Source organism: Citrobacter sp. Ce104, assembly GCF_030334595.1.
Classification (GTDB): domain Bacteria; phylum Pseudomonadota; class Gammaproteobacteria; order Enterobacterales; family Enterobacteriaceae; genus Citrobacter; species Citrobacter europaeus.
On record NZ_JAOWDP010000068.1, the window covers coordinates 217,898 to 232,593 of the forward strand.

Genomic DNA, 14,696 nt, shown 5'->3' on the forward strand with positions numbered 1-14,696 from the left:
AGTGGAATACACAACTGAACGTAAGCCGGTTTTCACCTTGCAGGTGAGCGAAGGCGAGGCGGCTAAAGCGGACGAACGCGTGGATGAGGTGGTGATTGGCGTCGGCCCGGCCTTTGATAAGTATCAGCATAAAACCCTGATTGATATGCCGCACAACGCGATTTTGAAAGAGCTGGTTGCCGGAATTGAAGAAGAGGGACTGCATGCGCGAGTGGTGAGAGTGCTGCGCACCTCGGATGTTTCTTTTATGGCATGGGATGCGGCAAATCTCAGCGGTTCAGGCATCGGGATTGGTATCCAGTCGAAAGGAACCACGGTGATTCATCAGCGCGATCTGCTGCCGCTGAGCAACCTCGAGCTGTTCTCTCAGGCTCCGCTGCTGACGCTGGAAACCTATCGCCAGATTGGTAAAAACGCCGCGCGCTATGCGCGTAAAGAGTCACCTTCGCCGGTGCCGGTGGTCAATGACCAGATGGTGCGGCCCAAATTTATGGCCAAGGCCGCGCTGTTTCATATCAAAGAAACCAAACACGTGGTGCAGGATGCTGCACCCGTCACGCTGCATATTGCACTGGTAAGGGAATGACCATGAACGACAACATCATGACCGCGCAGGATTACCCATTAGCGACCCGCTGCCCGGAGAAAATCCAGACTCCTGGCGGTAAGCCGCTAACCGACATTACCCTTGAGAATGTGCTGGCGGGCCGCGTAGGACCGCAGGATGTGCGGATTTCTCAGCAAACGCTGGAGTACCAGGCGCAGATTGCCGAACAGATGCAGCGTCATGCCGTGGCGCGCAATTTCCGACGTGCGGCAGAGCTGATTGCGATCCCGGATGCCCGCATTCTGGAGATCTACAACGCGCTACGTCCGTTTCGTTCTTCGTTCGCTGAGCTGCAGGCTATTGCCGATGAACTGGAGCATACCTGGCACGCTACGGTGAACGCCGGGTTTGTCCGCGAGTCTGCAGAGATATATCAGCAGAGAAACAAGCTGCGTAAAGGTAGCCAGTGACGGGGGCAACATGCCGTTAATTGCAGGGATCGATATCGGCAACGCCACCACCGAAGTGGCGTTGGCACAGCATGGGCATTTTATCGCCAGCGGGATTGTCGCCACCACGGGCATGAAAGGCACGCGGGACAATATTGCCGGGGTGGTGGCTTCTCTGCTGCAGGCTCTGAATAGCACCCCGTGGTCGCTTCAGGATGTGGCGAAAATCTGCATCAACGAGGCCGCGCCGGTGATTGGCGATGTGGCGATGGAAACCATCACTGAAACCATCATTACTGAATCGACAATGATTGGCCATAACCCGCAAACGCCCGGCGGCGTTGGCGTGGGAATGGGGACCACTATCGCCGTGGAGAAGCTGGCGGCGTTAAGCGAGGATCGGTTTGCCGAGGGCTGGATCCCGCTGGTAGGCGAGGAAATGGATTTTCTCGAGGCGGTCTGGCTTATCAATGCGGCGCTGGATCGCGGCATCAACGTTGTGGCGGCGATCCTGAAAAAGGATGATGGCGTGCTGGTGAACAATCGCCTGCGTCGGCCAATGCCGGTGGTTGATGAAGTCACCTTACTTGAGAAGGTGCCGGAAGGGGTGCTGGCGGCGGTGGAAGTGGCGGCCGCCGGGCAGGTGGTGCGGGTATTGTCGAATCCTTACGGCATCGCGACCTTCTTTGCCCTGACGCCCGAGGAAACGCAAACTATCGTCCCCATCGCCAGAGCGCTGATCGGCAACCGTTCCGCCGTGGTGCTGAAAACCCCGCAGGGTGATGTGCGATCAAGGGTGATCCCGGCGGGCAAGATCTTTATCCGTGGTGAAAAGCGTGGCGGCGAAGCCGACGTAGCGCAAGGCGCGCAGGCCATTATGCAGGCGATAAGCGCCTGTGCGCCCGTGTGCGATATTCGTGGTGAAGCAGGCACGCACGCAGGCGGCATGCTGGAGCGGGTGCGTAAGGTGATGGCCTCACTGACCGGTCATGACATGAACACGGTGCATATTCAGGATCTATTGGCGGTCGATACGTTTATTCCGCGCAAGGTGCAGGGCGGCATCGCTGGAGAGTGTTCAATGGAGAACGCCGTGGGCATTGCGGCAATGGTGAAATCCGATCGCTTACAGATGCAGGCCATCGCCAGTGAGCTGAGCGCCCGGTTAAACACGCCGGTTGAAGTTGGCGGCGTGGAGGCCAACATGGCCGTAGCGGGGGCGCTAACAACGCCCGGATGCGCCGCACCGCTGGCGATCCTCGATTTAGGCGCAGGATCTACCGATGCCGCCATTATCAATAGCGACGGCGTAGTGAGAGCGGTGCATCTGGCCGGTGCAGGAAATATGGTTAGCCTGTTAATTCAAACTGAGCTGGGCCTAAACGATGCGTTTCTGGCGGAGGAGATTAAAAAATACCCGCTGGCAAAAGTGGAAAGCCTGTTCAGTATTCGCCATGAGAACGGCGCGGTAGAGTTTTTCCGCGAACCGCTCAGCCCGACAGTCTTCGCCAAAGTGGTGTATCTGAAAGAGGGGGAGCTGATCCCGGTAGATAACCTCACCTCGCTGGAAAAAATTCGTCTGGTGCGCCGACAGGCCAAAGAGAAGGTTTTTGTGACCAACTGCCTGCGCGCATTGCTTCAGGTTTCACCCAGTGGCTCCATTCGCGATATTGCTTTTGTAGTGCTGGTGGGCGGCTCCTCGCTGGATTTCGAAATCCCGCAGATGATCACCGATGCGTTGGCGCACTACGGCGTTGTCGCCGGACAGGGCAACATCCGTGGTAGCGAAGGGCCACGTAATGCGGTGGCAACCGGGCTGGTTTTGGCCGGAATGGCGAATTAATCGTGCAGAAAACAGCCGCCGCAAGCGTTTAGCTGCGGGGTAAATCAAATAAAGGTGATGTTCTCTTTGATATCCCGACGAAGTTGGGTACATAGTATAAATGTGTCTCTCACGTGGTTAATTTTAAGGATAAGAGCATGCCAACAGCAATTGAGAAAGCATTGGATTTTATTGGTGGTATGAACACTTCGGCGTCAGTACCCCATTCAATGGACGAAAGTACCGCTAAGGGAATCTTAAAGTATTTGCATGACTTAGGTGTGCCAGCGAGTCCGGAAGCTGTAATGGCACGAGGTGAGCAGGAGGGATGGAATCCCGAGTTCACGAAAAAAGTGGCCGGATGGGCAGAAAAAGTCGCCTCCGGTAACCGCATCCTTATCAAGAATCCAGAGTATTTTTCAACCTATATGCAGGAGCAGCTCAAAGAGCTAGTGTGAGCTGACTATCGAATCAAACGCTAAAGGACGTTTCCATCTCTGGATGGGGCGTCCAAAGGAGGGCTAGTGACATGCTTGTTGCCAGGCAGGCGTTTCGCACCGCAAAAGCGAGGTAATCTAATAGCTTTTCTTTAACTCCTGCACATAGAGATATTATCAACTTCTCAGTAGTACCTGGATTATCCGTGGCGACTCACCTCACAAAGAAGACTCAATAATCAGAATTATATTGCGTCAACCTCATTATATTTACTGAAATATTCTTTTATTACTAAATTTTCCACAGATTATTGATAGTCATTAGCAAGTCCGTTGCTGAATAATATTTGCATTCGCAGCCCGAGCAGCAGCATCCAGCACACCTGTTATTTTCAATCCAAAGCCCACAATTTTCCTTCACTTCAGCGATAGTGGCCCATGTGTATCAATCAAATCTACAACTATTTTTCTCTCCTGAGTAAAAGACCATTCAAAAAATATTTGTCAATAAATTCTATAGTCTTGGTACAAATTGACATTTGTTTGAAAATCTTTGTGTTAAGTACGCTGTGAAATTAACGCAAAAATGTTCATTTACTGGGAGGTAATAATCCTATTTATAACAAAGAGTTTTCATGTTTGTATAAAAAACAACCTTTCAGACTTTTATAAAGATCCCGCAATATTCTTTATTCTATTAACATCACATTAACATTGTGGGTATGGTTAGGGTGTACAGTATTTGTTATGCTCCAAGTCAATTAATAATATTCACTAGGGAAAATCCTATTTCACCATTTCTTGATAAATGAGCTCATTGTTGAGAAAGGAAATTTATTCCTTATTTGACAAATGGTTAAAAAACGAATCCTGGAGGAGAATCTACCCTATTAATATGGAGGCTCATGTGCGGATTTTTGTACCCCTAAGGCACACAATATTTTATTTTTTATTTGCAGGTATGATCGTATGTGGTACTGCGAAAGCCTATAACGGTACACCGAACACAGCCCGAGTTGCGTCTGTGACACTGAAGGAAAGTATTCTTTTTGCTTTTGACCGTGACCCATCAATAAGTCAGCAGGCCGCGCAAATGGGAATCGGCCAGGCGCAAATAGACGAAGCACGCAGTGGTTGGATGCCGCAAATATCACTTAATGGCAATACAGGGCATAGCCAGACGACAGACTCAAGCGGCTCACTAAAAAACTCAGCAGCATGGGGGCTAAGTCTGACGCAGCTTGTCTATGATTTTGGCAAAACGAACAGCGCAATCAGTCAGTCTGAAGCACAACGAGATAGTTACCGGTACCAGCTTATGGCTACATTGACTGGTGTCGCTGAGAAAACGGCTCTCAGCTACGTTGAAGTCAGACGCTATACCGAACTGACACAAGCAGCGAAAGAAAATATTACTGCGCTTAAAAATGTTCAGCATATGGCGCGATTGCGCGCAGAGGCTGGTTTGAGTTCTACGTCCGATGAGCTTCAGACGCAAGCGCGTGTCGCGGGAATGCAGGCAACGTTTGAACAATACAATGCAGCGCTGAGTAGCGCGCGGGCAAGACTGGCTGTTTTAAGCGGTATTGATGCAGAGCAGTTGCAACCCGTGCCTGAGGCATTAGTCGTTCGAGAGGATTCTCTTGATAATATTGATTATTCATTAATTCCATCTGTGCTCGCCGCAAGGACAATGGAAACGTCTGCTCAGTATGCCGTTGAAAAAGCAAAATCACAGCACTGGCCGACTCTAAGCCTTAAAGGTGGACGTACGCGTTATGAATCGGATAACCGAAGCTATTGGGACGATCAGATTCAGCTAAATATTGATGCCCCTATTTACCAGGGCGGTTCGGTTTCAGCGCGAGTTCACCAGGCTGAAGGCGCAAGAACAATGGCGATGTCGCAAGTCGATCAGGCTCGATTTGATGTACTACAAAAAGCGTCAGTTGCTATGGCGGACTGGTCTGGAGCACACGGTAGAATGAATGCCGGGAATATACAATTGCAGAGCGCTCTGCGTGCTCGCGAGGTTTATAAAAATGAATATACCCTTAGCAAAAGAAGTATTAATGACTTACTAAGCGTTGAACAAGACGTCTGGCAAGCAACGCTATCAAAAATAATGGCTGAATATGATAGCTGGAGTGCCGCAATTAATTATGCCACTGCCCTGGATAATTTATTGCCTGCTATAGGTGTTGAAAAAAATGCTGCGGCGAAATTACCTGATCTAAGTTAGTAACGAAAAGAAAACGCTGCAAAAATTGCTGAAAAAAAACTGAAGACAATGGGAGTCTTTCCCAGAGATTGCTACATCTGAATGTTGGCAATCTGTGAAAGATGGGGGCGCCTGTAAGGAGAAAAAATATGAGTTCAGTAAAAATTGTTGATGTCATTATCCGAAAGACGGCTGAAAAAACAGTTCTGACAGGTGAAGGGAACCTCTCTGTTTCTGTCTCTGCACCCAGCGTTATCGAAGTCCATGGTTCTGCACAGGATGTGGCACGCTACGTGCGACAGGGTAAGGATCTCTTGCTTTACATGAAAGATGGCAGCGTGATCCGCTGCAACAATTATTTCATGGAAGATCCTGAAGGTAAAAACCATTCAGAGTTGGTCTTCAACAATGAGGATCAACTTACCCATATATCGTTTGCTGAGACCGGAGAAGCGTCTGGGCTTGCGACTACTGAACTGACTTCTCATGCGACAACCATATCCAGTATCGAACCTTTTCTCGAGCAAGGCAGTGCCCTGAGCGATGCGCCTTGGGGCTGGATTGCAGGCGCGGCATTAGGCGGCGGCGCGATTGGCGCATTGCTGGCACATGGTGGTGATGGCAAAACCAAAGTCATTGATAACACCAAAGAAGTTGAGAGCGCAACGCCGACCTTTTTGGTAACGGACAAAGCGGGTGACAAGCAGGGTGTGCTGAGTGCAAAAGAGGTCACGGATGATAACACCCCAACCTTCAGCGGTACCGGGCAACCTGGTGCGACCATTCAGATCAAAGATAGCAGCGGCAGCACCATTGCCAGCGCCATGGTCGGTACAGACGGAACCTGGACGGTAAAGCTTCCGACGCAGACGGACGGAGAACATACCTGGTCCGTGGTGCAGATCGACGGCAGTAAAACCACGACTGCAGGCAGCATTACCGTGACTGTCTCAACGGCTGACGCGGCCGTTACGCTCGCCACCACCGCAGGCGATAACATGATTAACGCCAGTGAGCAGTCCGCAGGCTTTACCCTCTCCGGTGCGAGCAAAAATCTCGCGCAGGGGACGGCGCTCACCGTCACGTTAAACGGTAAAACCTATACCGCAGAAGTGGGCGAAAATGGCGCATGGAGCGTGAAGGTGCCCGCAGCAGACGCACAGGCGCTGGGTGATGGAACCTGGACGGTCAACGTCAGCGGCAAAGATGCAGCGGGTAATACCGTAAGCGGTAGTCAGACGATTGGCGTGGATACCGTGCCGCCGACATTATCGGTCGATGCGATTTCTCAGGACAACATCGTCAATGCCGCAGAGCACAACCAGACCCTGACCCTTACCGGTAAAACGAACGCGGAAGCGGGCCAGATTTTAACCGTGACGCTGAACGGCAAAAACCACACAGCAACGGTAGGTAGCGACGGCACCTGGTCCGTTACGCTTCCTGCCAGTGAAGTACAAGAGCTGGCTGACGGCAACCATTCGTTGACCGTGAACGTCAGCGACAAGGCGGGTAACGGTTCTTCAACCACCGCCAATTTCACCGTTGATACCTCCGCACCCGTAGTTACGATCGATACCGTAGCGGGCGACGATGTTCTCAATACCAGCGAGCAGAGCCAGGCGCAAATTATCTCCGGCAAGGCGAGCGGCGCGGCAGCGGGCGACGTGGTCACGGTTACCCTGGGCGGCCAGACCTTTACCGGTGTCGTACAGGCCGACGGCAGTTGGAGCGTTGGCGTCCCTGCCTCCGTCATCGGCGCGCTGGGTGAGGGCGACCACAGCATTTCTGTCTCCGTTACCGATGCCGCGGGCAATACCGGCAGCGCGACGCACGGCGTGACGCTGAGCGGCAATCCGCCAGAATTCACGATTGACGCCATCAGCCAGGACAATGTTCTTAATGCTCAGGAGGCTATGCAGCCGCTGAGTCTGAGCGGTACCAGCAATCTGCCGAACGGCAGCGACATAACCGTTACACTGAACAACGTCAACTATCCGGCCACCGTTGAAAACGGCATCTGGAGTGTCCAGGTGCCGGTTTCCGACGTTCTGAATCTGGCAAATACCCTCTACACCGTCAGCGTGAGCGGCACGGACAGCGTGGGTAATAGCGGTTCTGCAGACGCTAACCTGCTGGTCGATACGGTGCTGCCACAGGTGATTATCAATACCTTTGCGGGCGACAACCTGGTCAACAACGCCGAAGTGGCGGTGGACCAAACCCTGAGTGGGCGCGTCACTGGCGCGGCGGCGGGCGATACCGTTTCTATCTCCGTTGGTGGCAAGAGCTATACCGCCACAGTAGGGAGCGATCTGACCTGGAGCGTGACTATCCCGTCAGCGGATCTCAAGGCATTTGGCGACGGCGATTTGACCTTCAGCGCTTCGGTCACCAATGCGCACGGCAACACCGGCAGCGGCGAACGTGATATCAACGTCAACGCTGAGCTGCCTGGCCTGCGCGTGAACACGATTTCTGGCGATGACGTGATCAACGCCATCGAACAGCAGCAGGATCTGACCGTAACCGGCTCCAGTACCCATCTGGCTGCAGGCACGCAGATTACCGTTACCATCAACAACGTTGACTACGCTGCCGTGGTGAGCGCCAGCGGTAACTGGCAAATTGGTGTTCCTGCGTCCGATCTTCAGGCATGGACGGCAGGGGATATTACGGTCAACGTTAGCGCGCAGGACGCGTGGGGCAATACCGTTTCTGCTGAGCACCCCATCGAACTGGATCTGAACGCCGTAGCGGTCACCATTGATATCATTAGCAGCGATGACATGCTGAACGCGGCCGAAAAAGGGGCTGAGGTGACGCTGTCAGGTCAGACGCAGGGTGTGGAAGCCGGTCAGACCGTGGTGGTTAAATTTGCCGACCAGACCTTTACTGCGCAGGTGCAGCAGGATGGTTCCTGGAGCCTGACCGTTCCGGCGAGCGCAATGGAAACCCTGATCGACGGACGTGCGCAGGTGAGCGTCAGTGTCACCAATGTGAACGGCAATAGCGCAGAAGCCTCGCGCGTCGTCACCGTGGATACGTTGCCACCGACTATCACGCTGGACAACCTGACGTCCGATAACATCATCAATGCGGCGGAAGCGCAGCAGGATCTGGCGGTCAGCGGCACCAGTAATGCCCAGGCGGGACAGACTGTTACCGTGACGCTGAACGGTAAATCTTACCAGACCACCGTCCAGACGGACGGAACCTGGACCCTCAATGTACCGGCCGCCGACGTAGGCGCGCTGGTAGATGGTACGGTGACGGTCACGGCTACTGTGAGCGATGTGGCGGGCAACAGCAGTAGCGCCGAGCGCGTGGGGCTGGTGGATGCCACCGTGCCGCAGGTGACGATCAACGATTTTGTCACCGATACCAATACCGTTAACCAAATCGCCCATTCTCAGGCGCAGATCCTCAGCGGCTCCGTCACCGGCGCAGCAGCGGGTGATTTGGTCACCATCACCATCAATAACGTCGACTACACCACTGTGGTAGACGCGGTGGGCAACTGGAGTCTCGGTCTGCCAGCGTCTGTTGTTCAGGGGCTGGCCGACGGTACCCTGACGATTGATGTCTCCGTAACGGACCAATCCGGCAATACTGGCAGCAATTCGCTGGACGTTGTCGTTAACACCGTGACGCCGCAAATCGGCATCAATATCCTGGCAGCGGATGATGTGATCAATGCCACTGAGAAAGGCGAAGATCTGCTGCTCTCTGGCACCAGTAATCAGCCTGATGGCACCACTATCACGGTGACCCTGAACGGCATCAACTACACCGCCACCACCGATGCCAGCGGTAACTGGAGCCTTAGCGTACCGGCGTCTGCGGTGAGCGCGCTTGGCGAAGCGAACTACACCGTGACTGCCAGCGTCACCGACAGCGTTGGCAACAGTGCCTCGACCACCCACAACGTGCTGGTGGATAGCTCGCTGCCGGTAGTGACCATCAACACCCTCGCGGGCGATAACATTGTTAACGCCTCGGAAGTTACGGCAGGGCAAACCCTGACTGGTAAGGTGAGCAACGCGGCGGCGGGCGATACCGTTACGATTATCCTCGGCGGCCAGACGTACACCGTTACCGTGCAGGGCGATCTCACCTGGAGCCTGCCGTTAACCGAGAGCCAGTTAAGCGCGCTCGGCAACGGCGAACTGACCGTATCGGCAAGCGTAACCAACGCACACGGCAATACCGGTTCTTCTTCCCTGGACTTCACCATTGACGCCCAACTGCCGGGTCTGCGTATTGATACCGTCGCCGGTGACGACGTGATCAACGTGATTGAACACGCGCAGAATCTGATTGTGTCAGGCACCAGCACCGACCTTGCGGCGGGCAGCACCGTTACCGTGACCATCAATGGTAAAGACTACGCTGCAACGGTTCTGGCAGATGGCACCTGGCAGGCGTCGGTTCCGGCGGCGGACGTCTCCCAGTGGGCGGACGGTTCGCTCACCATCAGCGCCAGTGCGCAGGATACCTCCGGCAACCCGGTGAACATCGGCACCGTCGTGGATGTGGATCTCTCCGCGGTGGCAATCAGCATCAACAGCGTGACCGCTGACAACGTGCTGAACGCGGCGGAAAAAGGCCAGGACCTGGTGTTGAGCGGCACCTCAAGCAACGTTGAGGCAGGGCAGACCGTCACCGTCACCTTTGGCGGTAAAACCTATACCACCACGGTCGATGCCAGTGGCGACTGGTCCTACACGGTTCCAGCGGCAGACCTGAACGGCCTGAAAGATGGCGACGCCAGCGTGCAGGTCAGCGTGACCAACGTGAACGGCAATTCGGCCTCTTCCGCGCAGGAATACAGCGTCGATACCACCGCGCCGACGGTCACCATCAACACCATCAGCAGCGACAATATGCTGAATGCGGCTGAAGCGGCGCAGGATCTGACCCTGAGCGGTACCTCAAGCGCCGAAGCCGGTCAGACGGTCACTGTAACCTTCAATGGCAACCAGTACACCGCGCAGGTTCAGGCGAACGGTATCTGGACGCTGAACGTTCCGGCAGCCGACATGACAGGTATCGCCGACGGCAATGCGGCGGTAACGGCGACGGTGTCGGATAAAGCGGGCAACCCGGCAAGCGCGGGCGCATCCGTGCTGGTCGACACCACCGTGCCGCAGATCAGCTTTAACATCGTGGCAGGCGACGACATCATTAATGTCGCCGAGCACGGCCAGGCGCTGATCGTTTCCGGCAACGTGAGCGGCGCGCAGGCGGGTGACGTCATCACCGTAACCCTGAACGGCAAAGATTACACTGCAATGCTCGGTGGTTCAGGTAACTGGAGCATTGGCGTACCAGCCTCTGACGTTGGCCCGCTGGTAAACGGTGACCACACGATCTCCGCAACCCTCACCGACAAGGCGGGCAACAGCACCACAGCAACGCATGACGTTGACGTCTCCCTGACGGCACCGGTGATTGCCATTAATACCCTGGCAGGCGATGACGTGATCAACGCGACCGAGAAGGGCCAGGATCTTCAGCTCTCCGGAACCAGCAACCAGCCGGACGGCACCACTATCACGGTGACCCTGAACGGCATTAACTACACCGCCACCACTGACGCCAGCGGCAACTGGAGCGTGACCGTTCCGGCGGCAAATGTTTCCGCGCTGGGCGAAGCGAGCTACAGCGTCACGGCCAGCGTGACCGATACCGCAGGTAACAGCGCCAGTACCAGCCATGGCGTACTGGTGGACAGCGCGATCCCAGTGGTAACCATCAACGCTATCGCTACCGACGACGTGATCAACGCGGCAGAAGTAGCCACGGGGCAGACTCTGAGTGGTAAAGTCAGCGGCGCGGCGAGTGGTGATGTTGTCACGATTAATATTGGTGGTAATACGTACACGGCGAAGGTTCAGGATGATCTGAGCTGGTCGGTAAATGTTCCAGCGAACGTCTTAACCGCTATCGGTAACGGCTTACTGACTGTGTCAGCAAGCGTGACTAACGGCCACGGCAATAGCGGCTCTGGCGAGCGCGACATCACCATTGATGCCAATCTGCCTGGCCTGCGCGTTGATACCGTGGCGGGCGACGATGTGATCAACAGCATCGAACACGCGCAGAACCTGATCGTCACCGGCTCCAGTGAGGGCCTTGCAGCAGGCTCCGCGCTGACCGTAACCGTGAACGGCAAAACCTACTCCGCCACGGTGTTGGCAGACGGCACCTGGAGTGCAGCCATCCCGGCGGCAGACGTTAGCGCACTGGCGGCGGGTACCGTGTCGGTCACCGTTAAAGGCGAGAGCGCGGCGGGTAACCCTGTATCCATTACTCACAACGTCACGGTCGATCTGGCTACAGTCGCCATCAGCATTGATGCCATTGCCACGGACGACGTGATTAACGCAGTGGAAAAAGGGACGGACCTGGTGCTGTCTGGCTCAACGACCAATGTGGAAGAGAACCAGACCGTCTATATCACCTTTGGCGGCAAATCTTATACTGCAAGTGTAGATGCCAGTGGTAACTGGACGGCAACCGTGCCGATGGCAGATTTGGGCAGCCTGAAAGACGGTGATGCCAGCGTACACGTTAGCGTGACCAACGTGAACGGCAACAATGCTTCCGCCGGTCGTGAATACAGTGTGGATGCGACCGCGCCGACGGTGTCTATCGAGATTGTGAGCGATAACAACATCATCAATGCGGCAGAAGCACAGGTCGATTTGGTTGTTAACGGCGTGACTAATGCCGAAGCCGGACAGACCGTGACCATGACCCTGAACGGCCAGAATTACACCACCACCGTACAGGCCAACGGTAGCTGGAGCGTGACCGTACCTTCTGCGGATCTCGGCTCGATTGTTGACGGCGACTATACCATCACCGCAGCGGTGTCCGATAAAGCGGGCAACCCGGCCTCGGCGGATCGCGACGTGCTGGTCGATACCACGGTGCCGAAACTGACCATCAATACCGTTTCTGACGATGACGTTATCAACAGCGCTGAACATGCGCAGGCGCTGATTGTCACCGGTTCTGTGACCGGCGCGGCAGCGGGTGATGTAGTGACTGTCACCATCAACAACAAAAATTACACCGCGACCCTGGATGCTTCAGGCAACTGGAGTGTGGGGGTGCCTGCGGCAGACGTCAATGCGTTGACTGCCGGAGATTACACCATCAGAGCGGCGCTGACCGATAAAGCCGGTAACAGCAACAGCACCACACACGACGTGGAAGTGAATCTGACCGCGCCGGTGCTGACCATCGACGTAATTTCTGGTGACGACGTCATCAACAGTACCGAAAAAACGCAGGAACTGACCCTTTCGGGCACGGCATCCGGTCTGGCGGTTGGTACTGTCGTTACCGTGATGCTCAACGGTAAAGCCTACAGCGCCACCGTCGATATCAACGGACAGTGGACTACCACCGTTCCGGCGGACCAGGTGGGAGCGCTGGGTGAAGCCTTGTACACCGTCACCGCGTCGGCAACGGATAGCGTGGGCAACAGCACCAGCACGTCACACACAGTGAATGTGGAGTCTGTATTGCCTGGCGTGACCATCAACACCATTGCAGGCGACGATGTGATCAACGCCGCCGAGCTGGCGAACGGCCAGACCATCAGCGGTAAAGTGGTGAATGCCGAAGCGGGCAACACTGTGACCGTAACGATTGGCGGCAACACCTATACCACGGTGGTAGAGAGCGATCTGAGCTGGTCCGTTAACGTCCCGGAATCCGTATTGACGGCGCTGGGTAACGGTGAACTGACTGTAACCGCCAGCGTAACCAACGGCATTGGCAACAGCAGTACCGGGGAGCGCGATATCACCATCGACGCGAACCTGCCAGGGCTGCGCGTTGACACGGTAGCAGGCGATGACGTAATCAACAGCATTGAGCATGCGCAGAATCTGATTATCACCGGCTCCAGCAATGGCCTGAGTACAGGTACAGTGCTGACCGTGACCGTCAACGGCAAAACCTACCCGGCAACCGTGCAGGCGGATGGCACCTGGAGCGCGGCGATCCCGTCAGCGGACGTGAGTGCCTTAGCTGCGGGAACTATCACTGTGACCGTTGAAGGCCAGAGCAGCGCCGGTAACCCGGTCTCTATCGACCACAACGTGACGGTGGATCTGGCGACCGTGGCCATCAGCATTGATGCTATCGCGACTGACGATGTGATTAACGCTGTCGAGAAGGGCGCGGATCTGGTGCTTTCGGGTACCACCTCCAACGTCGAAGAGAACCAGACCGTCAACATCACCTTCGGCGGTAAGAGCTACACCGCGACCGTGGATGCAGATGGAAAATGGACGGCGACCGTGCCATCGGCTGACCTGGCGGGCATAAAAGACGGCGATGCCAGCGTGCAGGTGAGCGTGACCAACGTCAACGGCAACAGCGCGTCTGCGGGCCGCGAGTACAGCGTGGATGCGACCGCACCGTCCGTGACCATCAGTACCCTTGCGGCTGACGATATCCTGAACGCCACGGAAGCGCAGTCAGACCTCGCCATCTCCGGCACCAGTACCGCCGAGGCGGGCCAGACGGTGACCGTGAGCCTGAACGGTAAAAACTACACCACCACCGTAGGCGCTAACGGCAACTGGACGCTGAACGTTCCGGCGGCGGACCTGGCGGGATTAACCGACGGCAGCGTGACCGTCACCGCGAGCGTCAGTGACAAGGCGGGGAACCCGGCGTCGGTTGACCACAACCTGACGGTGGACGTGACCGTGCCTGCGGTGACGATCAACACCATCGCGGGCGATGACGTCATTAACGTGGCTGAACACAATCAGGCACAGATTATCAGCGGCTCCGCCACCGGCGCGGCAGCGGGGGATAAAGTCACCGTCACCATTGGCGGCCAGACTTACACCACCGTGCTGGACGCGGCGGGCAACTGGAGCGTGGGCGTTCCGGCGAGCGTGATTGCCGGCCTCAGCGATGGCAGCGTGACCGTCACTGCGTCAGTGACTGACGCGGCGGGCAATACCGGCAGCGGTACGCACAATGTAACCGTTGATACCGGGCTGCCGTCAGTTGGCTTCGACACCCTCAGCGGCGATAACGTGCTGAACGCAGTGGAGAAAGGCCAGGAGCTGAACGTGAGCGGTACCAGCGCCAACCTGGCGGAAGGCACTCTGATCACAGTGACGCTGAACGGTAAACAATACACGGCGACAACCGCTGCAAATGGAAGCTGGAGCCTGACGGT

Annotated in this window: 6 protein-coding genes; all 6 read left to right on the forward strand. The window is 55.6% G+C overall.

Going from position 1 to position 14,696, the window contains the following annotated elements:
• The first annotated feature begins 1 nt into the window (after position 1).
• Entirely contained in the window at positions 2-586 is a 585-nt protein-coding gene (locus OGW16_RS19540; protein ID WP_043017711.1) for a propanediol/glycerol family dehydratase medium subunit, read from the forward strand.
• 2 nt (positions 587-588) lie between these two features.
• A complete protein-coding gene (locus OGW16_RS19545; protein WP_043017710.1) occupies positions 589-1,017 on the forward strand; it encodes a diol dehydratase small subunit in 429 nt (142 codons plus the stop codon).
• Positions 1,018-1,027: 10 nt separating this feature from the next.
• On the forward strand, positions 1,028-2,839 hold the full coding sequence (locus OGW16_RS19550; RefSeq protein ID WP_286518710.1) for a diol dehydratase reactivase subunit alpha: 1,812 nt from the start codon (positions 1,028-1,030) through the stop codon (positions 2,837-2,839).
• A gap of 113 nt (positions 2,840-2,952) precedes the next feature.
• Entirely contained in the window at positions 2,953-3,276 is a 324-nt protein-coding gene (locus OGW16_RS19555) for a DUF1889 family protein (protein ID WP_071524484.1), read from the forward strand.
• Between the two features lie 940 nt (positions 3,277-4,216).
• Positions 4,217-5,497, forward strand: a complete 1,281-nt coding sequence (locus OGW16_RS19560) for a TolC family outer membrane protein (protein ID WP_051642772.1) — start codon at positions 4,217-4,219, stop codon at positions 5,495-5,497.
• Between the two features lie 128 nt (positions 5,498-5,625).
• The coding region (locus OGW16_RS19565; RefSeq protein ID WP_286518711.1) for an Ig-like domain-containing protein at positions 5,626-14,696 on the forward strand (9,071 nt) is incomplete at its 3' end.

Excerpts from the sequence above, each read along its gene's own strand:
- OGW16_RS19545 (WP_043017710.1), top strand. The coding sequence starts at position 589 with ATGAACGACAACATCATGACCGCGCAGGATTACCCATTAGCGACCCGC.
- OGW16_RS19550 (WP_286518710.1), top strand. The coding sequence starts at position 1,028 with ATGCCGTTAATTGCAGGGATCGATATCGGCAACGCCACCACCGAAGTG.
- OGW16_RS19560 (WP_051642772.1), top strand. The coding sequence starts at position 4,217 with ATGATCGTATGTGGTACTGCGAAAGCCTATAACGGTACACCGAACACA.